The sequence below is a fragment of the Acidobacteriota bacterium genome (genome assembly GCA_016716905.1).
In the GTDB taxonomy this organism is placed as follows: domain Bacteria; phylum Acidobacteriota; class Vicinamibacteria; order Vicinamibacterales; family SCN-69-37; genus SYFT01.
The window spans coordinates 39,193-65,260 of record JADJUS010000022.1; the positions used below are offsets into that span (position 1 = coordinate 39,193).

A 26,068-nucleotide genomic window follows, 5' to 3' on the forward strand; every position below is an offset into this window, starting at 1 on the left:
ACCGCCGAGCAACACTACGAACCCGCGCGCTACTACCTGGGGGGCCTGCCGTCTGGGCACCCCGCGTCCTATCGGACCCTGGAGCGGTCAGCGAGGAACATTCTCGGGTGATCGAGGGCGGCAACGGTGAACCCGAACGGAGCCAAGTCGCGGATGAGCAACTTCAGCCCATAACCCGAGTGGACTTCGCCGATGATGCGGTTCACCCGGGTCAGCCAGACCGGCCGATCAGCGAACAGGGTGCGCTCGTACCCCTCGATGTCGATCTTCAGCAGGTCGATTCGATCCCACCGCAGCCGGGCCATGAGCGTGGGAACGCTCCAGCCGTCCACCGTGATCGTGCGGGAATCGCCTTCGCACCCTGGTGACATCAGTGTGTGGGTCAGGCTCGTCGAGACAACGAGCTGGCACGGCCCATCTTCGGACGCGGCCGCGCCCGGGATCATCGTCGCCTCCACGCGATTCAGTTCGAGGTTCTTCCGCAACGCCAACACGTTCGCGGGGTGCGGTTCGACCGCCGCAATGCGGGCGCCGGGGAAGCGGGCGGCGAACAGCAGAGTAGCGAATCCGCAGTTCGCGCCAAGGTCAAGAATCGTGGCGGGCTCCCCCAACGGCGCATCGTAGTAGCGGTAGACGAAGACCTCCTGGAAGGCGAAGAAGTCGTCGGTGTCCATCCGCATGGAGAGGGTCAGGAACCGCTGCGGCTCACGAATGGTGAGCGTCGACTCCTTTTTGCTCGCGGATCTCCAATACCGGTGCCACCGATGCCGCAGCAACAAGGCTGGCGCCTTGAGTTTCTGAGAGAGCGGCCACGCACTGCGGACGTAGGCCGCCAAGTCTCGCCCGAACGCGTGCAGATCCAAGCGTCATACTATACTGCGACGCTGTGCCGTGGCTCGTTTCTCCCGCCGGCGTCGAGGCGTGGACCCGGCTCGTGCCCGCCCTGCGTCGCCGCCTCAACGAGGCGCCGCTGAACGATCTGACTCAGGTGCGGCGTCTGGGAGTGCTCCGGCCGGATGGCATGGGCGACATCGTGCTGACCACCGGCCTGCTGCATCAACTGCGCATCCAGTTGCCGCAGGCGCGCATCACCCTGATCTGTCAATCGGAGTGGGCCGAGTGGATGCGCACCTGTCCGTGGGTGGATGACGTGGTGGCTGTCGAGGTGACATCGTCCGGGCGCTTCCGCGCGCCGAGGCGCCTGTGGGCCCTGCTCAGTTTCGTGAGGCGCATCTGGCCGCTGAGACTTGAAGTGCTGCTGCAACCCGGCACCCTGTTCGAGTACGTCCCCTCGCGCACCCTGGCCTGGTTCACAGGCGCACCGGTGCGGGTGTGCTGGGAGGACGCCGGCGCGGGCGTGGACACCGGCGCCTTGCTCCACACGCGGACCCTGGATCTTCCAAACGAGTGGCACGAGACCGAGAAGTGTTTCCGGCTGCTCGATGTCATGGGGCTGAGAACGGACGGGAAGCGGCTTGAGGCCTGGTGGACGAGCGACGATGGCGCTCGAGCAGACGAGTGGGCGCGGACGGCCCGCAGGGGGCGGAGGCGACTCATCGCGCTGGGCCTTGCCGCAAGCGAGGAGCGCAAACGTTGGCCTGCCAAACGTTACCTGGAACTCGTGCGCCGTGTGCGAACGAGCCACGATGCCGCATTTCTTGTGCTGGGAGGGCCCGATGTCGGCGCGGCCTGCCGGTGGCTGGCCGCTCAGGCGCCCGACGATGTCACGTACCTTGGCGACCGCCTCCCCCTTGGGACCGTCTGGGCCGCCATCGCGAAGTGCGACCTGTTCGTGGGAAACGACACCGGGTTCATGCACATGGCCGCCGCCGCGGGAATCCCCGTGGTCGCGGTGATCGGACTCCCCCCTTCGGCCCCGCCCGGTTCACCGCGTGCGCCATCGAGCACCGGTCCGTTGGGAGATCGCGCGACGGCCAGGGTCATCCAGCCTCCTCCCGACACTCCGGCAGACGCGGGGCTCGACGCTGCGCTCGTACCGATCGACCCGGTTGTCGGGGCGGCGCTGGAGCTGCTGGGAGGCGCCTCGTGATCGTCGACGGACGCGGCATCCCCAACGAGTCCATTCAGCGCGCCGACATCTGTGTGATCGGGGCGGGACCTGCCGGGCTCTTTCTGGCGGATCGGCTCGCCCGCCTTGGAGGCTTCACAGTTGCGGTTCTCGAGAGCGGGGATCTGGCGTTTGATGCGACTTCTCAGGAGCTCGCGCAGGGCCAGGTCGAGGGCCAGTCTTACTTCCCGTTGCACGAGACGCGCATTCGCTGTTTTGGCGGAGCCTCCTGGTCGTGGGGCGGCTTCCTGGGGACGCTCGATCCGATCGACTACGAAGTGCGGTCCTGGATCCCCGACTCGGGCTGGCCCCTCTCGGATGGGGATCTGACCAGATACGTGGACGAGGCGCTCGAGTTGTGCGGATTCCCACGCCGCTCGGCGTCCGCCGCCAACGCCGACACCGACACGAACACCTCGAGCATGGTGACGGCTGTCCCGCTTCATTGCCGCGGGCCCCTCAGGTTCGGCAGGGAATTCGCCCGCGCCTTTCGGGACTCGGAACGGATCTCCGTCTACCTCCGGTCCACAGTCTGCGAGCTGATCGCTCACGAGTCAGGGGCTGCGGTGTCCGGCGTCCGGGTGGTCTCGCGCGAAGGAGTGGGGTGGACGCTCTCGGCCCGGGTGTACGTGCTCGCCTCCGGAGGCATCGAGAATCCCCGCCTCCTGCTCGCGTCGAACCGCGTCCATTCGAAGGGCCTTGGCAACTCGCGCGATCTCGTGGGGCGGTACTTCATGGAGCATCCCCGGATCACGGATCGCGTGTCTCTGCCCCCGGGGGCTCGCGCTCTTGCCGAGTTGCCGCCGCCGGCCGCCGAGGGGATCGACTTCACCCGACTGGGCCTCACGGCTGCGGCTCAGCGCCAGGAGAGGCTCTTGAACTCCTGCGCGAACGTGTCGTTCGGGTTCGTGGGCCAGGACGGGCCGCAGTGGGAGTCGGTGCGGCGCCTGGTCCTCTCGCTGCGCGCTCCCTGGAATGAGAGCCCCTACCTCCAGTTCGCGGGGGGCGGGCCATCGGGCGTTCGCGGTCGCGACCTGATGACTGCGCTCGGGCATCCAGTGAAGTCGATGCTGGCGCTTGCCGGCGGCGCCGTACGGCCGCGGGTGCTGCGCCGATATGTGGCGATTGAGAGCGCGTTCGAGCAACCCCCGACGCCGGGAAATCGAGTGGTCCTCGATGCGCGACGGGACCGCCTCGGCATGCCGCTGCCCCGCCTGCAGTGGACGCTTGGTGAGTCGATTCGCCAGACGTACGAGCGGGGCCTTCCGTTGTACCTTCACCATCTCGAACGGTGGATTCCGGGCTTGAGCAGGCAGCCGATCGTGAGGGGCGCGTGGCCAGGAGAGGTGCTTGGCACCTGGCATCACATGGGGACGACCCGAATGCATCCGGACCCCGCGAAAGGAGTCGTCGACGCGAATTGCCGGGTCCATGACCTCGCCAACGTCTACGTCGCGGGCAGTTCGGTCTTCCCCACCGGGGGGGCGGCGGCTCCCACACTCACCATCATCGCGTTGGCGCTGAGACTGGCCGAGCACCTGGCGGCGGCGCCCTAGCGCCACGCGCTGCGGCAGCCGGTACGCTCCCTCGGCTATGCTGAAACTGATGCCCGATCGCCGTCAGCGAGACCTTACCCCCGTGGCCGGTATGGACCGTGAAATCGCGATCCTCATGGCCGCAGACGAGGCCTACGCCCCACCCCTGGCGGTTTGCGTCGCTTCGTTGCTTGAACACCTGGCCGCCGACTGCACCGTCGATCTTTATCTGATCGGACCGGGATTAACCGCGTCCACCCAGTCTCGCCTCGAGGCGTGGTGGCGTGATCGCGTCAGGGTCAGGGCGCTCGCGCCGCCCCCGGAGCGGCTCGCGGCGCTTCGCGAACTCGCAGGCGGCCAGAGCCTGCCCGCCCACCTTCGGGCCCTTCTGGGATCGACGCTGCCCAGCGAAGTCTCGAAGGTGATCTACCTCGACGCCGACATCCTGGTGCGGCGGGACGTTCGCGAACTCTGGCAGCAGGATATGCAAGGGAACATCCTGCTCGCGGCGCAGGACAGCTACGTCCATCAACTCCCCGGCCACTGCGTGCCGCCACGCCTGGCGAAACACGAAGATCGACCGTATTTTAATTCTGGCGTCATGGTGATCGATGTCGACGCGTGGAGATTGGCGGGAATTGAAGAGGCCTACCTGGAAGCGGTGCGGAGGGTCGGAACGCACTCGCGATGGGCGGATCAGGATGCACTGAACGCCTGCCTCGTGGACCGGTGGGGAGTACTGCCGCCCGTGTGGAACCGTCAGTTCGCCCTCTGCCTGTACCCGGACTGGCGCTGCACTCCGCACCGCGAGGAGGAGTTTCTTCGGGCTCGATCAGAACCGGCCATCGTCCACTTCTGTTCGCGGACCAAGCCCTGGCACCGTTTCTGCGATCATTCGGATGAAGACGTGCGCCGCTTTCGATCATGGCTGCAACGTGTGCCGCTGGAGGTCGGCCGGGCGGATCCGCCGACGCTCCTGGAGAGGACGATCGAGCGCCTGTCGGCGCCCCATCGACGCCTGCTCGACACGATCGCCGCCGCCCTCAAGTCGCGACAACGCAGACACGCGGTGGCGGTGATGCTCCCAGGCATTCTCGGGCAGGCCGCGGCGCACCCGTGGACGCTAGTCTCGGTCCCAGTCTCAGGCCTGACCAGTTGGGTCTCGCGGTGGGCGGCGCGCCGCTGACCCGGTCCGCTTCCACGTCCGGCGCGGAAGTCCCGATAGATTCACCGTGAGCATGGCCACCAGCAGGAGGCCGACCACGAGTACGGGCTGGCTCGTCAACGGAGCCGCCATCACCAACACGGCAGTGATTGGGCCGAGCGCGCCTGTGCGCGGATTGTCGGAGCGGGAGTGCAGGGCCCAGAGGCAGACCAGATACAGCGCGACCGGTATGGCGACGGCATACCCGGCGGCTCGTGCGGACACCTGCCCGTGGCCGGTGACCTGATCCACCGAAACCGCGATGCCCGCGCCGACGGCGGCGACCGCCGCAAAGATCAGGTAGTGCCCGTATCCCCACGTCAGTGCTTTGCGCAGTGACGTGAGCAGGCCATGGGCGGGCCGATCGAAGTACACCCACCACATCGAAAACGAGATAAGCAGCGCGCCGCTGATGATGGGCGTCAGCGCAAGGACGGTTTCACCTGACTTGAGCGCAGCCTGGACCGCAAGGGTTGATGCCAGAATCGATTCACCAAGCACAATGACCACGAGCAGGCCATACCGCTCGGCGATGTGGTGGGGGTGCCACGTCGTGGCGCCCGCCCGTTCGGCCCACGCGGGCACCGCCAGTTCGAGCGCCACCAGCATCAGGAACACGGGCCCCGACCACACCGCGGCCACACCTGCAGCGACCCAGGCGACCTGCGCCACTGCGACGCCACCGGCATATCGAAGTGCCGTGGTGCGCCGCTCGGCGTCGGCCGCTGCTGCGCGGAGCCACTGGGTCACCAGAGCCAGGCGCATCACGACGTATCCGCCAAGCGTGGCAACGTTCGGGGCCTGATGTTCAAACATGTCGGGCACTCCGGCCGCCATGATGAGGGCACCCGTGATCTGCACAAAGACCAACACGCGATACGGTGTGTCGTCACTATCGTACGCGGAGGCGAACCAGGTGAAATTCATCCACGCCCACCAGATCGCGAAAAACACCATCAGGTAGCCGACGAGTCCGTCCAGGGCGTGCGCGTCGCCGATGGCATGGTGCAACCCCGCGGCCGCCTGCGCTATCGCGACAACAAAGACCAGGTCAAAGAAGAGTTCAAGCGGCGTGGCTACGCGGTGAGGCTCATGCGGGCTGCGGGCGATCATCGGCGTTACTGTATCAACGGCGGCCCCAAAGTCGTCTCAGCGGCGTATTCGCGCCGAATCGCTTGCCCTCGCCTGGGACTCGTTCGACGATAACTCGCGCGTCATCTCGACCATCGTCGGACTGAAGCCGTGGGCGGCGAAGAGCTTGCGCGCCTTGTCGTTGGGCGCGGCGGTCCACAACAGCACGCGAGGGACGCCTTGTTCGCCCAGCCAGGCGACGGCCGCTTCCAACAGACGCGGTCCCACCCCGCCACCGCGCGCCTCGTCTGTCACCAGCAGATCGTGAATGTAACCAGCGCGCTCGCGCAGTTCCTTGAAGGACTGCGGTTCGACGCCGGCGTAGACGTATCCGAGAATTTCGGTTGGTGCACGTTCGGCCACAAGCACAAGCATCGCTGGGTCGGCCAGTTGCGCGTCGAGGAACTGCGCGTAGCCGTGCTCCGGATGTTCACCTGGCGACATGAACCTCCGCTCGTCAAACGCGAAGTGGATGCGCATCAAGGACGCGCCGAGGCTGCCAAGTGCCGGCAGGTCGCGGCGTTCGGCGCGACGAATGATGACGCTGTCAGACTCGCTCACGAAATCCTCCTGCCAGATACAACACCACCGATGTGCCCAGCGACGTGATGAACGGATACGGCATCTCGAGCGCCGTGGCTCCGGCGTACGCAGCCAGTCCCCCCAGCAACGTGAGCGCGGCGGCTCGGGCACCACCGTATCGTGTGAACAACCCGAACGTCACGACTACCAGCGTGCCCGCCGTTCCAAACGACGAGGACTCCTGAACCAGTTCGGCGACTCCCCGCCCACCCAGTGCGAGGTAGAGCGCGATGATGCCGAAGAGCAGCACGCCCATTCGCGCCAGTCGGAGCTTGGTGCGCTCTTCAGTCACGTTGAACAAGGGCCCGACAAGGTTGTGCGCGAGCAGACCGCCGGCCACAAGCAGGATGGTGTCCACTGTCGAGAGAATCGCGGAGATCAGCGCGCCGATGAACACGACATACCCGGCCGTCGGCAGAAGTTGGAGCGCGAGAGCCGGAAGGAACTGCTCGGCATCCGGCAGGTTCGGCACCAGGCGGGCCGCCGCGAGCCCCAGCACGACAGGAATCACGCCGATCAGGATGTACAAGCCGCCGGCCATGACCGCTCCGTTGCGTGCGACCTCTGGGGTTCGTGCCGCAATCACCCGGCTCAGCAGCTCCACAGCGACCACCGAGCCGGCGATAGGAATCGCGTACTCCTCAAGCATCCCGAAAAACGTCGGGGTCACGCCGGGACTGACGAGGGTGATTCTGGAAGGGTCGATGGCCGCGAGCGTCGCGGCCGGTCCTCCCAATGTCAATACAACCGCCACCAGAAGAACAACGAGCCCGAGAATAAGCACAGCACCCTGAATCAGATCCGTGAGCGCATCCGCCAGCAACCCGCCGAGCACGGTGTAGACGATGCAGAAGGCGGCGGCGATGGTGATGGCGACCCCAATCTCCATCGTGGTAACTGTGGTCAGCACCTGCCCGAAGCCGCGGAGCTGGGCGGCTGCCCACAATACGCCTGGAGGGATCAACATCAGCGCCGCGATCTTCTCGACGCGAGGGTCGTACCGCTGTCTGAAGAAATCCGCCATCGTCGTCAGCTTCATGCGCCAAATCGGGACGGCAAAGACGACGCCGGTGAGCATCAGCGTGATGCCGTAGGCAAAGGGCTCAGCCGAGGTCAGCGAGAAACCCTCTTCCCAGGCGCGGCCGGCGGACGCGATGCACGTCTCGGCACCGAACCATGTCGCGAAGATCGAGAAGATGGTGAGCGGGTATCCGAGCCGACGGCCCGCGATGAGATAGTCGGATTCCGTGTGGATCTTCGGCGCCAGCCATGCACCGATCGCCAACTGGATGGCCAGATAGCCAACCAGGGCCAACAACACCCAGTTCACGCGGGCTAGTCTACTCTGCCCGCAGCGATGCGAGGGGGTCGCTCGCGCACGGACATGGCCGGGGCGTGGGGAGTTCGCTTGACCGAGGGACGTGAGCGAGGCGACACTGAGCTCACAATGAGAATGCGGATCACGGTGTCAGCCCCGCTTGCGGTCATGGTGGTCGGGCTGCTGACTTCACTCTCTGGGCAGGCGACGCAACCGCAGTGGGTCTCGCTGTTTGATGGGAAGACGATCACCCACTGGCGTGGTTTCAAGATGACCACTGTGCCCGACAGTTGGGTGGTCGAGGAAGGCGCGATTACCTGGACCAAAGGGGCCGCGGTCGATCTGGTCAGCCGGGAGCAGTTCACGAGCTTCGAGTTCGAGTTCGACTGGAAGGTGCCGCCCGGCGGCAATAGCGGCATCATGTTCCGTGTGACCGAGGACCTCGAGCGCACGTATCACAGCGGCCCGGAGTTTCAGATTCTGGACAATGCCCGCCACTCCGACGGCAAGAATCCGATGACGTCAGCCGCCGCCAACCACTCGCTCCACGCGCCAATCAGGGACTTGTGCAAGCCCGTGGGCGAGTGGAACCAGGGCCGGCTGATTGTGAACGGCAACCACGTCGAACACTGGCTCAACGGCGTGAAGGCCGTGGAGTACGACCTATTCAGCCCCGACTGGACCAAACGCCTGCTCGCGAGCAAGTTCAGGGACATGCCGCGATACGGCCGCGAACCGCAGGGACACATCGTCCTGCAGGAGCATGGGTCACGGGTGCAGTACAGAAACCTGCGTATCCGGAAGCTGCCATAACCCGACCGGCGGGTTCATCCCTTCCGCAGGATCTTCTCCATGGGCCGTCCTTTCGCCAGCTCGTCGATCAACTTGTCGAGGTAGCGGATTCCCTGCATGACAGGGTCTTCAATGTCTTCGACGCGGACACCGCAGATCGCCCCGGTGACCAACGTGCGCGACGGATTCATCCGGGCCTTGGTAATGAAGGTCTCGATCGTGGTCCGCTTCTCCAGAATGCGGTCCAGCTGTGGCTGGGTGTAGCCCGTGAGCCAGCGGATGATCTGATCGACCTCGGCCTTTGTGCGCCCCTTTTTTTCGGCCTTGGCCACGTAGTGCGGATAGACACCCGCAAGGCTCATGGCGTAGACGCGCTTCAGTGTGGCAGCATCGGTCTTCATCAGGCCCCTCCTGCCGGATAGGTAATCCGGAGCCGCTTCAGGGTTGTCAGATCACTCGTGAGCCACTGGTTCTTGTTCTGGCTCACATGATGCTCACCGGCGCCGTCGGCTGTCTCGACGGCGACCCCACCGTACTTGGTGCTGAACGGGAACATCTTGAAAATGTTCTCGAAGCCCGACAACTTCTCGGTCAGCGTGATGTCAAAAGTGTTGCCCTCGACCGCGTTGACGCGATAGCGCGCGTTTCGGCCCATCAATAGTGGGCCGCGATAGATCAAGCGCGCCATGCCGTAGTGGTTGCCCTTGATGGACGCCTTGAGCCTGATGACGCCGTTGGCATCGGCCAGGTCCACGGGACTCACCGGAAACTCGCGCGTCTGGAATCGCTTCAGGGTGCCGGCCACCGCATAGGGCTTGTTGTTGAGCATCACGCTGAAATTGTCGGTGGTCTCGCTCGTTTGCGTGCGCTTGATGCTGAAATACGACACGTCGATTTCGTTCTCGAACTCCAGGCTGCCCTGCACGAACCAGGCATTGTCGTCGGCAGGCGCCGTGTAGACGCCGGTGACGGTGACGTAGTCGGCACCGAAGGTGTGCGCGATCACTTCGCGGGCGCTGCCGGCCAGCGTGCTGTACTGCGACTTCGTGCCCCAGTCGCTGCAGCTCAGCGTCACCTTCACCCGACCGGCACCCGCGCGCGCCCTCGCCCTCATCGTCACCAGGTACGAACCGCCCGGCGCCGCAGCAGGGGTGGTGCCGCACGCAAACATCCGGTACGGCGGTCCGCCGTGCCCGTCGTGGCAATAGCGATCCCACTCGGTCTTGGGCGGAAACTTGAGCGTGTGTGGACCATGCACGGTCATGCCCGGCGTGGTCGGCGTCACCTTGCCATTCACGTCATCGTCGAACGCCAGCACGTTCTCGTTCGTGTGTATGCCCTTCGTCTCCATGTAGGGGTCGTAGAAGAGCTCCATCGGCGCCGTGCCCACGAGTTGCAGCGTGGTCTTGCCCGAGAGCACCTTCATGTCGGTCTGCTGCGTTTCGCCGTCCTGAATGAGGAATGGAAAGCTGTACCAGTCTTCGGCGTTCGGATCGAACGTGGTGTCGGTGGCCCAGGTGTGGTCGAACCCGCCGCTCCACTTGCCCTGGGTGCCGTTCTGTTTCCACGCCTTCGCGGTGATGAAACCGGCCGCAATCGTGAAGATGGCTACCGCGTCGACCTGGTTGTGGTCAGTGATCCAGCTCATGCCCGGCATCGGGGCCGCAAACACCATCTCGTGCCCAAAGTCCTGCACCGGCTGACTGAACCCGCTGCTCCGGTTGCCCTGGTACCAGGCCGTCAGGTGATTGTGGCCGTGCATGTACATCTTGATCTGCGGATTGCGCTGGAAGAGGCTCGCCCACCAATCCTGGTCCTGCTCTCCGCGGTAGGAGTTCTGCGCCCCGTCGGCCGGCGTCGTGTCTTCGATGGCCTGATGCGCCAGGATGATGGTGGTGGCGGCGTGATAGTGCGTCGTCATGAACTCGAGCCACTCGCAAGTGGCAGGCCGCGTCCATGGTTCAAAATCCATTTCCGGCACCGCCAGAAACAGGATGCCGTTGCGCATGAACGCGTAGGGGTAGTGGTTCAGCTCCGTTTCGTTGATGTACGTCTTCATCAAGACAAACGGATCGTGTTCGTGCCCCTTCGGGCCCGGATTGTTGCTGTAGTCGGTGAGGTCGATGTTGCCGCCCACGTAGTGGAAGGGCACGTTGACGTGGCTGATCAGGAAGTCTTTCAGGTTGTTCTTCTTGTCGCCCTGCATGTTCTCGGGCAGGCCCACGCCGTTGACGTGCGCGGTACTGTTGAACGCGCCGTCGCCCAGGTGGACGACGAACTCACAGGGCAGGGCGCTGTCCATGATGTCGTCGGCCAGCTTGTCGAGATGCTGCGCGAAGTCCCACTGAGGCGACCGGTTGTGCTGCCCGACGTGAGTGTCGGTGAACACGGCGAAGTGCATCTTCGGCGCGGCCTCGGGCACTGGGTCGAAGTTCCGCCGAAACTGGGAGCCCCGCCTGGCCGCCGCCTGCCCCGCGGCGCCCTGCTCAGGCGCCACTCGCTCACCGTCGACCGATCCACGCCCAGCTGCCCCGGACGCGATCGCGGCAGCGCCAAGTCCACCAACCTTGATGAACGTCCTGCGGTCGAGCGACTTCCGGTCCTTGTCGTCCGTGGAGTGGCCCATGGGGACGCAGACTAACAGCGACGATCGGTCACCGCAAGCGGGCAATGCCCACACTGAGCGCTCACACGTGTGGTGTGCATCTACAGTCCGGTGACCCTCAGCCGCCGGGCGACAAGTGCGTAGGCCGACCAGAGGACAACCGCGCCCGCGATGAAGGTCCAGCCGACCTGAGGCGCGTCGCGCATCATCAGGAACGTAATCCCCTGACCGCTCTTGCCTGCGACCGAGAGCGGCATCACCGTACAAACGATGGCTCCAGCCATCAGGCCCATCCGGACACGAACCAGTCGTCGCGTTCGACTGAGCAGCGCCCGATCCGGCGCGGGCTTCGGCTGCGCAGGTCCCGGCGCCAGCACCTCAGGCAGGAACGCGGACAGTTCCTGTTGCAGCGACGGGTCCGTGCGGACCCAGTGTTCAACCAGCAGGCGGGTGGCAGGGCTGGCTTCTCCAGCAGCATAGAGGGGAAGCAGATCCCTGATGACATCGGACGTGACGGTCATGACAACTCCTTCTGAGAGACGGCGTGTGAACGAGCAAGTCGCAGTTCGGCCAGACGTCGACGTGCGCGGTGAACCTTGACCTTCGCAGCGCCGACACTGACATGGAGCGCTGCGGCGATTTCTTCGTAAGGCAGCTGTTTGGTTGCCCGCATGAGCAAGGCCGTGCGATCCACTTCAGGCAACAGTTGCAGATCCCCAAGAACGGCGTCGAGTTCGTGACGCCCCTCGAGACGGGCATCGGCGCCGGGCCTCTGGTCGGCCGGTTCCTCGACCAGATCAGATCGACGGGCATGGTGTCGTCGTCCCTGCAGATACAGGTGCCGGGTAATCGTGAGCAGATAACCGATGACGGTGGTCAAATCAAGGCGCTCTCGGGCGGTCCAGAGTCGCACAAACGTCTCCGACGTCAGGTCCTCAGCGGTCGTGCGGTCGCCCGACAAGGACAGCGCAAACCTGTACACGGCGGAAGCGTGCTGGCGATAAAGAGCCTCAACGTCGGTCATCTGTAGAGGAATATCCACCAGACTGACGAAAGTTACAGAGCCGCTGGTCGCTCACGGCGTCGCCGCCCGACAGCGTGACCTTGACGCCGGCCGCCTCCAGTCGCATCACACCCGCACGGCTGAGTGGATGATAGCTGTGCGACGACCCTTAAAAGTTCTTTTCGCATTGAGAACGCTTTGTTGGCTGATGTGCCTATTCGTCAAATCACTTTCTCCATAGGTGAATCTTGTTAAGGAGCATCAAAACAAAACGGGCGCGGAAGGTGTCCCTTCCGCGCCCGTGCAATTCAATCCAAGTTCGGCGGCCTTGAGAACCAGGCCGCCCTACGAGAACCTAAGCCCTACTCCCCTTCGTCGCGGAACATGTAGTCCGCGTCGGTGAGGTCGTCCATCTCACGCTGCAGTTCCAGTTCTTCCGGAGACGGCGGCGGCGGTGGCGGCGGTTCGTCCGGAGCGACGCGGACTCGACGATACACGTCGAAGCCGGTGCCGGCCGGAATCAGGCGGCCCATCGTCACGTTCTCCTTCAGGCCGCGCAGGTAGTCCACCTTGCCTGAAATTGACGCCTCGGTGAGCACGCGCGTGGTTTCCTGGAACGACGCCGCCGAGATGAACGAATCCGTCGAGAGTGACGCCTTCGTGATCCCGAGCAGCAGCGGCCGGCCCTTCGCCGGCTGCAGCCCGAGCGTGAGCACACGCTCGTTCTCTTCCTGGAACCGGATCTTCTCCACCTGCTCGTCGATCAGGAAGTCGGTCTCGCCCACATCCTCGACCTTCACCCATCGCATCATCTGACGGACGATGACTTCGATGTGTTTGTCGTTGATGCCGACGCCCTGCAGACGATAGACCTCCTGGATCTCGTTGACCAGGTACGACTGCAGTTCCTTCTCACCGAGCACCGCGAGGATGTCGTGCGGGTTGCGCGGTCCGTCCATGAGCGGCTCACCCGCCTGCACGCGATCGCCTTCCTGCACGTTGACGTGTACGCCACGCGGCAGTGAGTATTCCCTGGCCTCGCCACCGTCATCCGGCACGACAAGAATCTTGCGCATGCCCTTGACGATGCCGCCCTGGCGGACGACGCCGTCAATTTCGGAGATGACGGCCGTTTCACGCGGCTTGCGCGCTTCCACCAGTTCGACCACGCGCGGCAGACCGCCCGTGATGTCCTTGGTCTTCGTCGTTTCGCGAGGAATCTTCGCGATGACGTCGCCCGGCATGACCATGTCGTTGTTGCCAACCATGAGGTGGGCGTTGGACGGCATGTGGTACCGGTTGAGCACCTTGGCGTGTGCGTTCGCGTCGCCGGCTTCGGCGGCCACGATTTCGATCGCCGGCTGCTTCTTCTCGTCCGGCGAGTCGACAATGATCAGGCGCGACATGCCCGTGATTTCGTCCACTTCTTCGTGGACGGTCACCTTGTCGATGATGTCCTTGAACCGCACCTGGCCCGAGGCTTCGGTGAGAATCGAGAACGTGTAGGGATCCCACTCGACCAGGACCTGGCCCTTCTCGACGTGCTGGCCGTCGCGCACCTTGAGGCGCGCGCCGTAGACCACCGAGTAACGCTCGCGCACGACGTTTTTGTCGTCCACGATGTTGATCGAGCCGTTGCGGTTCATGACGATCAGCGTCTTGCCCGCGGCCGTTTCTTCGCGGCCCGCCACCGTCTGCAGACCGTCGAACCGGACCGTGCCCTTGTGACGCGTCTCGACCGTTGACTGGTCGGAGACGCGCGACGCCGTGCCGCCGATGTGGAACGTCCGCATCGTGAGCTGCGTGCCGGGTTCGCCGATGGACTGCGCCGCGATGACGCCCGAGGCCAGGCCCATCTCGGCCATCTTGCCCGTGGACAGGTCGCGACCGTAGCACTTGGCGCAAACGCCGCGGCGAGCCGCGCACGTCAACACCGACCGGATCTTGACGCGCTCGATGCCGGCGTCTTCGATCAGGTCGGCCAGCTTCTCGTCGATCTCGATACCGGCGTCGACGATGACTTCGCCCGACGACGGGTCCGCGATCGCTTCGAGGGCCACGCGGCCGATGATGCGGTCGCCAAGGCGTTCGACGATCTCACCGCCGGAGTCGATGATGGCCCGGGCTTCCAGCCCGTCGAGCGTGCCGCAATCGACTTCCGAGATGATCACGTCCTGCGCCACGTCCACCAGACGACGGGTCAGGTAACCCGAGTCGGCGGTCTTGAGCGCGGTGTCGGCCAGACCCTTACGGGCGCCGTGTGTGGAGATGAAGTACTCCATCACGGTGAGGCCTTCACGGAAGTTCGCCGTGATGGGCGACTCGATGATTTCACCCGACGGCTTCGCCATCAGGCCGCGCATGCCGGCGAGCTGACGAATCTGCTGCTTGCTGCCTCGGGCGCCTGAGTCGGCCATGACGTAGACCGGGTTGAAGCTGCGTCCCGACTTGTCGAGCGCCTCCATCTCCCCGAACATCGCGTCGGCAATCGTCTCGGTCACTTCCGACCAGATGGCGATGACCTTGTTGTAACGTTCGCCGTTGGTGATGGCGCCATCCTGATACTGACCTTCGACCTTGATCACCTCGGCGCGGGCCTCTTCGACGAGTGCGCCCTTCTTTTCCGGGATGATGAGGTCGTCGATACCGATCGAGATGCCGGACTTCATGGCGTACAGGAAGCCCGTGCTCTTGAGGCTGTCGAGCATCCGCACGGTCGGTTCCAGGCCGTACCGCAGGTGGCAATAACGCACCGTCTGCTGCAGGCCCTTCTTCTTGAGCAGGCCGTTGATGAACGGCATCTCCGGCGGCAGCGCCGAGTTGAAGATGACGCGTCCCACGGTGGTCGTGATGATGCTGTTCGTCACCACCGTTTCGGCGGCGTCGAGCACGTCCTGCGAATCGCGCGCCACGGTCAGGTCGATCAAACGACCCGTGTACCGCAGGCGGATGGGCGAGAGCGTCTCCACTTCACCGGCGTCGAGCGCCAGCAACACGTCATCGGCAGTCGCGAACGCACGGCCTTCGCCCTTTGCGCCCACCTTGGCCTTGGTCAGGTAGTAGCAGCCCAACACGATGTCCTGCGAGGGCACCGCGATCGGCTGGCCTGAGGCCGGCGACAGGATGTTGTTCGACGACATCATCAGCACCGAGGCTTCAATCTGCGCCTCGGGTGACAGCGGCACGTGCACGGCCATCTGGTCGCCGTCGAAGTCGGCGTTGAAGGCGGTGCAGACGAGCGGATGAATCCGGATCGCCTTGCCTTCCACGAGCACGGGCTCAAACGCCTGGATGCCCAGGCGATGCAGCGTCGGCGCGCGGTTCAACAGCACGGGATGCTCGCGAATGACCTCTTCGAGCACGTCCCACACTTCAGCACGCTGCTGCTCAACCATTTCCTTGGCTTGCTTGATGGTGGAGACAAGGCCCCGCGCTTCGAGCTTGTGATAAATGAACGGCTTGAACAGCTCAAGCGCCATCTTCTTCGGCAGGCCGCACTGGTGCAGCTTCAGTTCGGGTCCGACGACGATGACCGAACGGCCGGAGTAGTCCACGCGCTTGCCGAGCAGGTTCTGACGGAACCGGCCCTGCTTGCCCTTGAGCGTGTCCGAGAGCGACTTCAGCGGACGGTTGTTGGCACCGCGCAGCACGCGGCCACGACGGCCGTTGTCGAAGAGCGCGTCTACAGCTTCCTGGAGCATGCGCTTTTCGTTGCGGATGATGACATCCGGCGCCTTGAGTTCCATCAGCTTCTTCAACCGGTTGTTGCGGTTGATGACGCGGCGATAGAGGTCATTCAAATCCGAAGTCGCGAACCGGCCGCCATCCAGCGGCACGAGGGGACGCAGTTCGGGCGGAATGACCGGGATGACGTCGAGAATCATCCACTCGGGCTTGTTGTCCGACTTCTTGAAGGCGCTGACCACCTTGAGGCGCTTGGCGAACTTCAGCTTCTTCTGCACCGAGGTTTCCGAGCGCATCTTCTCGCGCATTTCCTCGGCCAGCCGGTCCACGTTCACGCGACGCAGCAGTTCCTTGATCGCCTCGGCGCCCATCTGCGCCTTGAAGCGGAAGCCCCACGTCTCGCGCTCCTGGCGGAACTGCTCTTCGGTCAGCAGCTGCTTGTCCTTCAGCTCCGTGTCGCCACAGTCAACAACGACATAGGCTTCGAAGTAGAGGATGCGCTCGAGGTCACGCAGCGTGATGTCGAGCAGGTGGCCGATGCGGCTCGGCAGCCCCTTGAAGAACCACACGTGGCTCACCGGCGTGGCGAGTTTGATGTGGCCCAGCCGTTCGCGACGGACCCGTGCCTGCGTCACTTCGACGCCGCACTTGTCGCACACCACACCGCGGTGCTTCATGCGCTTGTATTTGCCGCACAGGCACTCCCAGTCGGTGACGGGTCCGAAGATCTTCGCGCAGAACAGGCCATCCCGCTCCGGCTTGAACGTCCGGTAGTTGATCGTTTCCGGCTTCGTGACTTCGCCGTGTGACCACCGGAGGATGGTCTCGGGCGACGCCAGGCTGATTCGAATCGAATCGAAGTCGGAGGTGAGCTGACCCTTGTCCTGAAGATTTGGTCGCATTGATTAGGCTCCCACCGGCGTTTCCGGAGTTGGTTCGGGTGTGTCCTCAAGCGGTGGTTCCGCTTCAGGACTCGGTTTGGTTTTCAGCAGCTGCACGTCGAGGCACAGTGCCTGCAGCTCGCGGATCAACACGTTGAACGATTCGGGCAAGCCGGGCTCGAACGAGGCGTCGCCCTTGACGATAGCCTCGTAAATCTTCGCCCTGCCAATCACGTCGTCGGACTTCGCCGTCAGCAGTTCCTGCAGGATGTGCGCGGCGCCATACGCTTCGAGCGCCCACACTTCCATTTCGCCGAAGCGCTGTCCGCCGAACTGGGCCTTGCCGCCCAGCGGCTGCTGCGTGATCAACGAGTACGGTCCGATGGACCGCGCGTGGATCTTGTCGTCAACCAGGTGCGACAGCTTGAGCATGTAGATGTAACCGACGGTCACATCCTGCTCGAACTGCTCGCCGGTCATGCCGTCGTGCAGCTGGGTCTTGCCGCCCTTGGGCAAGCCGCCCTCGTCGAGCCACTTCTTGATCTCGTCCTCGCGTGCGCCGTCGAAGACGGGCGTGGCGAAGTAGAGGCCCAGCGCGTGCGCGGCCCAGCCGAGGTGGGTTTCCAGAATCTGCCCGACGTTCATACGCGACGGAACGCCCAGCGGATTCAACACGATCTCCACCGGAGTTCCGTCCGGCAGGTACGGCATGTCTTCTTCCGGCAGGATGCGCGCAATGACGCCCTTGTTGCCGTGGCGACCGGCCATCTTGTCGCCGACCGACAGCTTGCGCTTCATCGCCACGTACACCTTGACGAGCTTGATCACGCCAGGCGGCAGTTCGTCGCCACGGCGGATCTTCTCTTTTTTGTCCTCGAACTCGCGCTGGATGACGTCCACACGCTGTGCGGTGCGGTCTTCCATGCGGCGCAGTTCGTCTTCGAACCCGAGGTCTTCGGTTTCGATCCGCGCGCGCACCAGCGACGAGAACGGCACGCCGGCCATCGCCTCTTCGGTCAACACCGAGCCCTTGCGCATCACACGCTCGCGGCCGTCGTTGTCGAACAGGTCCGACCGCAGCGTCCGGCCCAGCAGCAGCTGCGTCAGGCGCTTCTTGGTCTCTTCGTGCAGGATGCGGATCTCGTCCTGGAGGTTCGTCTCCATCAGGTCGAGTTCGTCCTGTTCGATCTGCTTGGCGCGGTCATCCTTCTCGATGCCCTTGCGCGAGAAGATCTGCACGGCCACCACGATGCCCTCGATGCCCGGGGGGCACGTGAGCGACGCGTCTTTTACGTCTCCGGCCTTTTCACCGAAGATGGCGCGCAGCAGCTTCTCTTCCGGCGTCAGCTGGGTCTCGCCCTTCGGCGTGACCTTGCCCACCAGGATGTCGCCCGGCTTGACGGCTGCACCGATACGGATGATGCCGCTTTCGTCCAGGTCACGCAGGTACGTTTCCGACACGTTCGGAATGTCGCGCGTGATTTCCTCGGGGCCCAGCTTCGTGTCGCGCGCTTCGATCTCGAACTCTTCGATGTGGATGGACGTGTAGTAGTCGTCCTTCACCATCCGCTCGGAGACCAGGATCGCGTCTTCGAAGTTGTAGCCGCGCCACGGCATGAACGCCACGAGCACGTTCCGGCCCAGCGCCAGTTCGCCCAGCTCCGTGCAGGGGCCGTCGGCCAGCACCTGGCCCTTGGCCACGCGCTGTCCCACGCGCACGATCGGGCGCTGGTTGATGCACGTGTTCTGGTTGGAGCGCTTGAACTTCGTGAGGCCGTAGATGTCGGCGCCCATTTCGCGCGCCACACCTTCAACGTCCGTGCCTTCCACGCGCACCACGATGCGTTTGCTGTCGATGTAGTCCACCGTGCCCGTGCGGCGCGCCACAACGACGGCGCCCGAGTCACGTGCGGTGATGTATTCCATGCCCGTGCCCACGTAGGGCGCGCGCGCCTGCAGCAACGGCACGGCCTGCCGCTGCATGTTCGATCCCATCAGCGCCCGGTTCGCGTCGTCATGCTCAAGGAACGGGATGAGCGAGGCGGCGACCGACACCAACTGCTTGGGCGAGACGTCGATGAAGTCCACCTTGTCGCGGGGCGCCAGAATGAACTCGCCGGCCTGGCGGGCATTCACGCGCTCCTCGGTGATGTACAGGTCTTCGTCCAGGTTGATGTTCGCCTGCGCGACGATGTACTGGTCTTCTTCCCAGGCAGACAGGTAGAAGCAGTGGGGTTCGAACTCCACGCCCTTCTTCTTCGAACGGCCGTCGGCACCGACGAGTTCGTGCGCTTCCACGACGTCGCCCACCGAGTACTTCGGGTTGCCGCCGGCGTTGGTGACCACCACGTAATCGAGCACGTGGCCGTCCTTGACCTTGCGGTAGGGCGATTCGATGAAGCCGAAATCGTTGATGCGCGCGTAGGACGCGAGCGACGAAATCAGGCCGATGTTCGGACCTTCAGGCGTTTCAATCGGGCAGATGCGGCCGTAGTGCGTCGGGTGCACGTCGCGCACCTCGAAGCCGGCGCGCTCACGCGACAGACCGCCGGGCCCAAGGGCCGAGAGGCGGCGCTTGTGCGTGACCTCGGACAGCGGGTTGGTCTGGTCCATGAACTGGGACAACTGCGAGGATCCGAAGAACTCGCGGATGGCCGCCATCACGGGCTTGGCGTTGATCAGGTCGTGCGGCATGGCCGTGGCCATTTCCTGATACACCGACATCTTTTCCTTGATCGCGCGTTCCATGCGGACCAGGCCGATGCGGAACTGGTTCTCGAGGAGCTCGCCGACCGACCGGACGCGGCGGTTGCCGAGGTGATCGATGTCGTCCACGCCCGCCGGATTCTTGCGGAGCTTCAGGAGGTATTTGATGACCTCGTAGAAGTCCTGCGGGTGCAGCACCTTCTCGTCGAGCGGCGTCTGCAGCTTCAGCTTCGTGTTGAGCTTGAGCCGGCCCACGCGCGAGAAGTCGTACTTCTGCGCGTTGAAGAACATGTTCTCGAACAGCGTGCGTGAGCTGTCGAGCGTGGGCGGATCGCCCGGCCGGAGGCGGCGGTAGATTTCGATCAGCGCCTCTTCGTGCTTCTGGATCGGATCCTTCTTGAGCGTCTGCGACAGCACCGAACCCACGTCGTCCTTCTCGGGGAAAAACACGGTGATGCGATCGACGTTCATCTCCTGCGCCATGGCGATGACGCGCTCGGAGAGTTCGTCGTTGGCTTCAAGCAGCACTTCGCCGGTGGACGGGTCCACCACGTCGGCCGCGGCAAACGCGCCCTCGCGCTCGGCTTCGGCCAGCTCAATGCCTTCGACGCCGGCCTTGCGCAGGGCTTCGATCTGATCCTTGCGGATTTTCTTGCTCGCGAAGATCTGGAGGTCGGAACCCGGAATCTGCATTGCGGCGCCGGCGCGGCGACCGACCAGCGAATCAGACACCTTCCACAACACGCGGCCGTTCTGGAGCACCAGCTCGTCCACCGTGTAGAACGTACGCAGGATCTCGGCGGCGCTGCGCAGCCCGAGGGCACGCAGGAACACCGACGCCAGGAACTTGCGCTTGCGGTCGATGCGCACGTAGAGCAGGTTCTTCGAGTCGTACTCGAACTCCACCCACGAGCCGCGGTACGGGATGATCTGCGCCGCGAACAGCGTCTTTTCTTCCGCGTGGAAAAACGCGCCAGGCGACCGGTGCAGCTGCGAGACGATGACACGCTCGGTGCCATTGATGATGAAGGTGCCGTGGTCGCCCATCAGCGGGATGTCGCCGAAGTAGACCTCCTGCTCCTTGATGTCGCGGATGGTCTTGACGCCCGTCTCAGGGTCCTTGTTCCAGACCACGAGGCGGATGGTGACCTTGAGCGGCACGGCATACGTCATGCCGCGCTCCTGGCACTCTTCCACGTCGTACTTGAGCTTCATCCCGACGGTGGTGCCGCAGATGTCACAGACATCGCCGCGCGCATCGTTCGATCGTCCGCACGAGTAACAAATGACGTGACCTTCGCCGTACGGATCGGCGACGAGGACAGAGCCACAGCCTTCGCACTTCTTGCGCAGGTGCTCGAGACCGGCGAGCCGGCCGCACTTGCACTCCCAGTTGCCGATGGAATAGTCGATGAACTCGAGTGACGAGTTCTCCCGGAAATCGCTAATCGGAAATACCGACTTGAAGACCGACTGCAGTCCCACGTCCTCGCGCTCGGCCGGCAGACGATTCATCTGCAGGAACCGCTCGTAGGATTTTTTCTGAATCTCGATCAGGTTCGGGATCGGAATCGTGGTATTAATCTTCGAAAAATCGATGCGTTCGCGATAGACGTTCTTGGGCAGGCTGTACATTCAGTAATCCTCGGGCCGTGCCAGAGACACACCGGCGTGTTGGCCACACGCCGACGCCAAACTACGGTGCGACGTCACACAGACGCCGCACCGTTATGAAAAAAGCCGTGAACGACTGAGGACGTGAAGGCCCAAGGCCTTCAGCCCTGCATGCCTGCGCGCGACCGGAGTCGCGCGCCTCGTTATTTGATTTCGACCTTGGCGCCGACTTCTTCGAACTTCTTCTTGATGCCGGCGGCTTCGTCCTTGGTCACGCCTTCCTTGATGGCCTTGGGCGCGCTCTCGACGAGGTCCTTGGCTTCCTTCAGGCCCAGGCTGGTGACTTCACGCACCACCTTGATCACGTTGATCTTGTTGCCGCCGATGTCGGTCAGCGTCACCGTGAACTCGGTCTGCTCTTCGGCCGCTGCGGCCGCACCGCCGCCACCGCCGCCAGGCATCGCCATCGGCATCGCCGCAGCCGCGGACACGCCGAGCTCCGTCTCCAGCGCCTTGACGAGCTGCGACAGCTCGAGCACCGAAATCCCCTTGATGTAGTCCACCACCTGCTGCTGTGTCATATCGGCCATTGTTCTGTCTCCTGAATCGAAAATCTGCAATCTCTAATCGGTAAATCGGTATCTGGCTGCGGCTATCTACGCTACTCGGCTTCGGCCTTCTTCTTCTCTGCTGCGGCCAGCACGTTCATGAGGTCGCGCGGTACTGCGGACAGCACCGTGACCAGCTGCTGCATCGGCGCCTGCAGGACATACAGGAGCTTCGCGTACAGCTCCGGCTTGCTCGGCAGGCTGGCCAGCGCGGCCATCTCTGTGGCGGGCACGGTCTTGCCCTGCACCACGGCGGCCTTGATGCTCGCCGTCGGCACCGCCTTGAGGAACGTGGTCAACGCCTTGGCCATCGCCACCGGGTCTTTGTCGGTGAAGACGACGCCGGTCTGGCCGACGAAGTGCGAGGACAACCCTTCAAACCGTGTCCCTGCGGTCGCCCGCTTCGCCAGCGTGTTCTTGACCACCGTGTATCGCGCGCCCGTGGCGCGAATCTGGCGGCGCAAGTCGGTGACCTGCGGCACCGTGATGCCACGGTAATCGACCAGCACCGCGGTCTCGGCTTCGCCGAACGCGGCGACGAGCTGCTGCAGCTCGGTTGCTTTTTCTGCTCTTGTGACTGCCATGATCAAAAACTCCCGGGCGCGTTAATGTTTGACGGCCTGATCGAGGTTGGCGGTATCAATCACCACTCCCGGGCCCATGGTCGAAGACATCGTCACGCTCTTGACGTACTTGCCCTTGGCCGCCGAAGGCTTGGCCTTCATGATGCTGTCCATCAGCGCGTGTGCGTTGGCCACGAGGTTGGCCGTGTCAAACGAGATGCGCCCCACCGGCGCATGCACAACACCCGCCTTGTCCACGCGGAACTCCACTTTGCCGGCCTTGATTTCCCGCACGGCCTTCGCCACATCGACGGTGACGGTGCCGGTCTTCGGGTTCGGCATCAGGCCGCGCGGCCCGAGCACCTTACCCAGCTTGCCGACCGCGCGCATCATGTCGGGCGTGGCCACGACGGCGTCGAAGTCCTGCCAGCCGCCCAGGATCTTGTCCACGAGTTCTTCGCCGCCTACGGCGTCAGCCGACGCTTCGGTGGCTTCGCGCTGCTTTTCGGCGTTCGCGATGACGAGCACTTTCTTGGACTTGCCGAGGCCGTGCGGCAGCACCACCGTGCCACGCACCATCTGGTCGGCGTGTTTCGGATCAACGCCCAGACGAATCGACAGCTCGACGGTTTCGTCGAACTTCGTGTACTTGACCTTCTGAATCAGCGGAACAGCCTCTTCAACCGTGTGAGGCCTGACCGGCACCTGTTCGCGCGCGGCCGTATACTTCTTCCCTCTCGAACGCATGACACTCCTTTGGTGGTTCCAACGGGGGTGTAATCCCCCCACTCTGCGGAAACTACAATCTGAAATCGGTAATCGGTAATCGCTTATCGATCATCGGCAATCTTGCAAACAACCTCAGCCCACAACGTCCAGGCCCATCGAGCGCGCCGTGCCTGCGACCGAGCGCACGGCCGAGGCCAGCGTGTCGGTGTTCAGGTCGGGCAGCTTGATCTTGGCAATCTCTTCCACCTGCTTCGCGGTGACCGTGCCCACCTTGTTCTTGTTGGGCACGCCCGACCCTTTCGCGATGTTCGCGGCGCGCTTGAGCAGAATCGCGGCGGGCGGCGTCTTCAGGATGAACGTGTACGACCGGTCGGAATAGATCGTGACCACGGCCGGAATGATCAGCCCGTCCTGCGCGGCCGTCTTCGCGTTGAAGTTCTTGCAGAAGTCCATGATGTTCACGCCATGAGGACCCAGCGCCGTGCCCACGGGGGGCGCGGGGGTCGCCTTGCCGGCGGCAATCTGGAGTTTGACTTGTGCTGTGACTTTCTTCGCCATTGTTTTCTCTCTGTCCTAGAACTTCTCGACCTGGAGGAAATCCAGTTCCACAGGTGTCGCGCGACCGAAGATCGTGACCATGACCTTCAGGGTGTTGCGATCGGTATTCACTTCGTCCACGACGCCGTTGAAGCTGGCGAACGGGCCTTCGTTGATCCGCACCTGATCGCCCTTCTCGAACGAATACTTGGGCTTCGGCTTCTCGGCGGCCACCGTCACCTGATGCAGGATCTGGTCAACCTCCTCACGCGTCAGCGGCATCGGCTTGGCCCCGGCGCCGACAAACCCGGTCACCTTCGGCGTGTTCTTCACCACGTGCCAGGCGTTGTCGGACATGTGCATGTCCACGAGGATGTACCCCGGGAAGAACCGGCGCGAGCTCTTCACTTCCTTGCCGGCTCGCCGTTCCACGATGTCCTCGGTCGGAATCAGCACTTCACCGATTTCGTCCTGCAGGCCGTACGCCTGCACGCGCTGCTCGAGCGATTCCCGCACCTTGTTCTCGAAGCCCGAGTAGGTGTGGATGATGTACCACTGCTTGGTCTTGACGTCCGTCATTAGCCACCGAACCGTGCGAAGACCCACCGGACGCCTGCCGAAATGCCCAGGTCGACCGCGTACAGGTAAATACCAAACAGGGAAGAGACAATGATCACCACGAGTGTGGTGGCCCACACTTCGCGGCGAGCCGGCCAGCTCACCCGTGCCAGTTCGTTCTTGACCTCAGACAGAAACCGGCGCGCCCGGGCGATCCGTCCGCCGCCTTGCTCGACCAGTTCCTTGTTGTTGTCCGCCATCGCTGCGTTACCACCCACGTTCCCGGCAATTACTGGCAGGCCAGGAGGGACTCGAACCCCCAGCCCTCGGTTTTGGAGACCGATGCTCTACCAATTGAGCTACTGGCCTATTACGAATGTTCCAATGCCCGAAATGTCCGAAATGGCCAAATGGGATTGTGCGACTGCACATTTCGCCATCTCGGTCATTTGTGACATTTCGCCATTACGCGTTACTTAGACTCTTTATGTCCTGTGTGCTTGCGACAGAACCGGCAGAACTTGTTGAACTCCAGACGATCCGAACTCTTCTTCCGGTTCTTCGTCGTGCTGTAGTTGCGGCGCTTGCACTCGGTGCACGCCAGCGTCACGATTTCCCGCATCACTCACCTCAAAAATGGATGAACGCCGAGCCGGCTCCCGAAGAAGCAGGCCCGGCCGTCCACATGGCTGTTACGCGATGATGTCCGTGATCGTGCCGGCGCCCACCGTGCGGCCGCCTTCACGAATCGCGAACCGGCTGCCCTTTTCAATGGCCACCGGCGCCATCAGTTCACCCGTGATCGTCGTGCTGTCGCCAGGCATCACCATTTCGACGCCTTCGGGCAGGTTCAACGTCCCGGTCACGTCCGTGGTGCGGATGTAGAACTGGGGACGATAGCCGTTGAAGAACGGCGTGTGGCGGCCACCTTCGTCTTTCGACAGGATGTACACCTCGGCCTTGAACTTCGTGTGCGGCAGGATCGAGCCGGGCTTGGCCAACACCTGGCCGCGCTCGACGTCGTCTTTTTCCACACCGCGCAGGAGGATGCCGACGTTGTCGCCCGCCACGCCCGAATCGAGCAGCTTGCGGAACATTTCAACGCCCGTGACCACCTTCTTCGTGGTCGGGGTGAAGCCGATGATCTCGACTTCCTCGCCCACCTTGACCGTGCCACGCTCGATGCGGCCGGTGACGACCGTGCCACGACCCGAGATCGAGAACACGTCTTCGATCGGCATCAGGAACGGCTTGTCGGTTTCACGCTCCGGGATCGGAATGTAGGTGTCGAGCGCTTCCATGAGCTTGAGCACCGACTCGACGCCCGCCGGGTCACCGTTGAGCGCGCCGAGCGCCGACACACGGACCACCGGAAGATCGTCGCCGGGGAACCCGTAGCTCGTGAGCAGCTCACGCACTTCGAGTTCGACCAGGTCGAGCAGTTCGGAGTCGTCCACCGCGTCGACCTTGTTGAGGGCGACCACGAGGTACGGCACGTTGACCTGCTTGGCCAGCAACACGTGCTCACGCGTCTGCGGCATGGGGCCGTCAACCGCGCTGACCACCAGAATGCCGCCGTCCATCTGCGCGGCGCCCGTGATCATGTTCTTGATGTAGTCGGCGTGCCCCGGGCAGTCCACGTGGGCATAGTGCCGATTCGGCGTGCCGTATTCGACGTGACTGGTCGCAATGGTCAGGATCTTCGTGTCGTCACGACGACCCTGCGATTCCGACGCCTTGGCCACTTCGTCGTAAGGCACAAACTTCGCCCAACCCTTGTCGGCCGCCACCTTGGTCAGCGCCGCCGTCAGGGTGGTCTTGCCATGGTCAATGTGACCGATGGTGCCCACGTTCACGTGCGGCTTTGAACGATCGAACTTCTCCTTCGCCATTGCTCTCTCGTCTCCGTTTATCGGCCGGGCTGCTTTCTGCCCCGCCTACAAGTTTCAC

The 26,068-nt window shown here is 63.6% G+C and carries 22 protein-coding genes and 1 tRNA gene; 4 read left to right on the forward strand and 19 right to left on the reverse strand.

What is annotated here, in order from left to right; translation table 11 throughout:
• Positions 1-68 precede the first annotated feature (68 nt).
• A complete protein-coding gene (locus IPL75_16310; protein ID MBK9241767.1) occupies positions 69-863 on the reverse strand; it encodes an FkbM family methyltransferase in 795 nt (264 codons plus the stop codon).
• A gap of 23 nt (positions 864-886) precedes the next feature.
• On the opposite strand from IPL75_16310, the gene IPL75_16315 reads away from it, so the two are divergent.
• The 3 genes from IPL75_16315 to IPL75_16325 are packed head-to-tail and all read left to right on the forward strand — an operon-like array spanning position 887 to position 4,789.
• Entirely contained in the window at positions 887-2,050 is a 1,164-nt protein-coding gene (locus tag IPL75_16315; protein ID MBK9241768.1) for a glycosyltransferase family 9 protein, read from the forward strand.
• Positions 2,047-3,624, forward strand: a complete 1,578-nt coding sequence (locus IPL75_16320) for a GMC family oxidoreductase (GenBank protein ID MBK9241769.1) — start codon at positions 2,047-2,049, stop codon at positions 3,622-3,624. Before IPL75_16315 ends, IPL75_16320 begins: the two co-directional genes overlap by 4 nt.
• Positions 3,625-3,673: 49 nt before the next feature.
• Positions 3,674-4,789, forward strand: coding sequence for a glycosyltransferase family 8 protein (locus tag IPL75_16325; protein ID MBK9241770.1), 1,116 nt, complete (start codon positions 3,674-3,676; stop codon positions 4,787-4,789).
• On the opposite strand, the gene IPL75_16330 is transcribed toward IPL75_16325, so the two are convergent.
• The 3 genes from IPL75_16330 to IPL75_16340 all read right to left on the reverse strand — a co-directional run bounded on the left by IPL75_16330 (position 4,745) and on the right by IPL75_16340 (position 7,850).
• Entirely contained in the window at positions 4,745-5,920 is a 1,176-nt protein-coding gene (locus IPL75_16330) for a low temperature requirement protein A (GenBank protein ID MBK9241771.1), read from the reverse strand. The two genes, IPL75_16325 and IPL75_16330, sit on opposite strands and share 45 nt — an antisense overlap.
• A 36-nt stretch (positions 5,921-5,956) precedes the next feature.
• Positions 5,957-6,418, reverse strand: coding sequence for a GNAT family N-acetyltransferase (locus tag IPL75_16335; protein MBK9241772.1), 462 nt, complete (start codon positions 6,416-6,418; stop codon positions 5,957-5,959).
• 67 nt (positions 6,419-6,485) lie between these two features.
• Positions 6,486-7,850, reverse strand: coding sequence for a sodium:solute symporter (locus tag IPL75_16340; protein ID MBK9241773.1), 1,365 nt, complete (start codon positions 7,848-7,850; stop codon positions 6,486-6,488).
• A 135-nt stretch (positions 7,851-7,985) separates the two neighbouring features.
• Here IPL75_16340 and IPL75_16345 point away from each other — a divergent pair, with 135 nt between their 5' ends.
• Entirely contained in the window at positions 7,986-8,651 is a 666-nt protein-coding gene (locus tag IPL75_16345; protein MBK9241774.1) for a DUF1080 domain-containing protein, read from the forward strand.
• Between the two features lie 14 nt (positions 8,652-8,665).
• Here the strand turns inward: IPL75_16345 and IPL75_16350 are convergent, their stop codons facing one another.
• The 15 genes from IPL75_16350 to tuf form a co-directional block, all read right to left on the reverse strand.
• Complete coding sequence (locus IPL75_16350; protein ID MBK9241775.1) at positions 8,666-9,031, reverse strand: DUF2200 domain-containing protein; 366 nt, start codon at positions 9,029-9,031, stop codon at positions 8,666-8,668.
• Complete coding sequence (locus tag IPL75_16355; GenBank protein ID MBK9241776.1) at positions 9,031-11,256, reverse strand: metallophosphoesterase; 2,226 nt, start codon at positions 11,254-11,256, stop codon at positions 9,031-9,033. Before IPL75_16355 ends, IPL75_16350 begins: the two co-directional genes overlap by 1 nt.
• Before the next feature lie 80 nt (positions 11,257-11,336).
• Positions 11,337-11,756 (reverse strand): hypothetical protein, encoded by a 420-nt coding sequence (locus tag IPL75_16360; GenBank protein MBK9241777.1) that lies wholly within the window; start codon positions 11,754-11,756, stop codon positions 11,337-11,339.
• Positions 11,753-12,259, reverse strand: coding sequence for a sigma-70 family RNA polymerase sigma factor (locus tag IPL75_16365; GenBank protein ID MBK9241778.1), 507 nt, complete (start codon positions 12,257-12,259; stop codon positions 11,753-11,755). Before IPL75_16365 ends, IPL75_16360 begins: the two co-directional genes overlap by 4 nt.
• Positions 12,260-12,600: 341 nt before the next feature.
• Positions 12,601-16,824: a DNA-directed RNA polymerase subunit beta' gene (rpoC, locus tag IPL75_16370; protein MBK9241779.1), complete on the reverse strand. Its 4,224-nt coding sequence runs from the start codon at positions 16,822-16,824 to the stop codon at positions 12,601-12,603.
• A 3-nt stretch (positions 16,825-16,827) separates the two neighbouring features.
• Positions 16,828-21,144 carry a DNA-directed RNA polymerase subunit beta gene (rpoB, locus tag IPL75_16375; GenBank protein MBK9241780.1) on the reverse strand — a complete coding sequence of 1,439 codons (4,317 nt, stop codon included), beginning with the start codon at positions 21,142-21,144 and terminating at the stop codon, positions 16,828-16,830.
• A 182-nt stretch (positions 21,145-21,326) separates the two neighbouring features.
• Positions 21,327-21,704 (reverse strand): 50S ribosomal protein L7/L12, encoded by a 378-nt coding sequence (gene rplL / locus IPL75_16380; GenBank protein MBK9241781.1) that lies wholly within the window; start codon positions 21,702-21,704, stop codon positions 21,327-21,329.
• Between the two features lie 80 nt (positions 21,705-21,784).
• The gene (gene rplJ / locus IPL75_16385; GenBank protein ID MBK9241782.1) at positions 21,785-22,315 is read right to left on the reverse strand and encodes a 50S ribosomal protein L10; all 531 of its coding nucleotides are present in this window, start codon (positions 22,313-22,315) and stop codon (positions 21,785-21,787) included.
• 21 nt (positions 22,316-22,336) lie between these two features.
• Positions 22,337-23,041 carry a 50S ribosomal protein L1 gene (locus IPL75_16390; protein MBK9241783.1) on the reverse strand — a complete coding sequence of 235 codons (705 nt, stop codon included), beginning with the start codon at positions 23,039-23,041 and terminating at the stop codon, positions 22,337-22,339.
• A gap of 114 nt (positions 23,042-23,155) precedes the next feature.
• Positions 23,156-23,581 carry a 50S ribosomal protein L11 gene (gene rplK / locus IPL75_16395; GenBank protein MBK9241784.1) on the reverse strand — a complete coding sequence of 142 codons (426 nt, stop codon included), beginning with the start codon at positions 23,579-23,581 and terminating at the stop codon, positions 23,156-23,158.
• Positions 23,582-23,596: 15 nt separating this feature from the next.
• Positions 23,597-24,139, reverse strand: a complete 543-nt coding sequence (gene nusG / locus IPL75_16400) for a transcription termination/antitermination protein NusG (protein ID MBK9241785.1) — start codon at positions 24,137-24,139, stop codon at positions 23,597-23,599.
• On the reverse strand, positions 24,139-24,396 hold the full coding sequence (gene secE, locus IPL75_16405) for a preprotein translocase subunit SecE (GenBank protein ID MBK9241786.1): 258 nt from the start codon (positions 24,394-24,396) through the stop codon (positions 24,139-24,141). The genes nusG and secE overlap by 1 nt, the downstream gene beginning before the upstream one ends.
• A gap of 15 nt (positions 24,397-24,411) precedes the next feature.
• A tRNA-Trp gene (locus tag IPL75_16410) sits at positions 24,412-24,487 on the reverse strand.
• Positions 24,488-24,590: 103 nt separating this feature from the next.
• On the reverse strand, positions 24,591-24,743 hold the full coding sequence (gene rpmG / locus IPL75_16415; protein ID MBK9241787.1) for a 50S ribosomal protein L33: 153 nt from the start codon (positions 24,741-24,743) through the stop codon (positions 24,591-24,593).
• A gap of 67 nt (positions 24,744-24,810) precedes the next feature.
• Positions 24,811-26,010, reverse strand: a complete 1,200-nt coding sequence (gene tuf / locus IPL75_16420; GenBank protein ID MBK9241788.1) for an elongation factor Tu — start codon at positions 26,008-26,010, stop codon at positions 24,811-24,813.
• Positions 26,011-26,068: the final 58 nt, after the last annotated feature.

Bases quoted from the DNA above. Each gene is read 5' to 3' on its own strand.
- IPL75_16325 (MBK9241770.1), top strand. From the start codon at position 3,674: ATGCCCGATCGCCGTCAGCGAGACCTTACCCCCGTGGCCGGTATGGAC.
- IPL75_16335 (MBK9241772.1), bottom strand. From the start codon at position 6,418: ATGCGCATCCACTTCGCGTTTGACGAGCGGAGGTTCATGTCGCCAGGT.
- nusG (MBK9241785.1), bottom strand. From the start codon at position 24,139: ATGACGGACGTCAAGACCAAGCAGTGGTACATCATCCACACCTACTCG.
- rpoB (MBK9241780.1), bottom strand. From the start codon at position 21,144: ATGTACAGCCTGCCCAAGAACGTCTATCGCGAACGCATCGATTTTTCG.
- IPL75_16350 (MBK9241775.1), bottom strand. From the start codon at position 9,031: ATGAAGACCGATGCTGCCACACTGAAGCGCGTCTACGCCATGAGCCTT.
- tuf (MBK9241788.1), bottom strand. From the start codon at position 26,010: ATGGCGAAGGAGAAGTTCGATCGTTCAAAGCCGCACGTGAACGTGGGC.
- IPL75_16330 (MBK9241771.1), bottom strand. From the start codon at position 5,920: ATGATCGCCCGCAGCCCGCATGAGCCTCACCGCGTAGCCACGCCGCTT.
- IPL75_16390 (MBK9241783.1), bottom strand. From the start codon at position 23,041: ATGCGTTCGAGAGGGAAGAAGTATACGGCCGCGCGCGAACAGGTGCCG.
- rplL (MBK9241781.1), bottom strand. From the start codon at position 21,704: ATGACACAGCAGCAGGTGGTGGACTACATCAAGGGGATTTCGGTGCTC.
- rplK (MBK9241784.1), bottom strand. From the start codon at position 23,581: ATGGCGAAGAAAGTCACAGCACAAGTCAAACTCCAGATTGCCGCCGGC.
- IPL75_16355 (MBK9241776.1), bottom strand. From the start codon at position 11,256: ATGGGCCACTCCACGGACGACAAGGACCGGAAGTCGCTCGACCGCAGG.
- rpoC (MBK9241779.1), bottom strand. From the start codon at position 16,824: ATGCGACCAAATCTTCAGGACAAGGGTCAGCTCACCTCCGACTTCGAT.
- IPL75_16365 (MBK9241778.1), bottom strand. From the start codon at position 12,259: ATGACCGACGTTGAGGCTCTTTATCGCCAGCACGCTTCCGCCGTGTAC.
- rplJ (MBK9241782.1), bottom strand. From the start codon at position 22,315: ATGGCAGTCACAAGAGCAGAAAAAGCAACCGAGCTGCAGCAGCTCGTC.
- IPL75_16360 (MBK9241777.1), bottom strand. From the start codon at position 11,756: ATGACCGTCACGTCCGATGTCATCAGGGATCTGCTTCCCCTCTATGCT.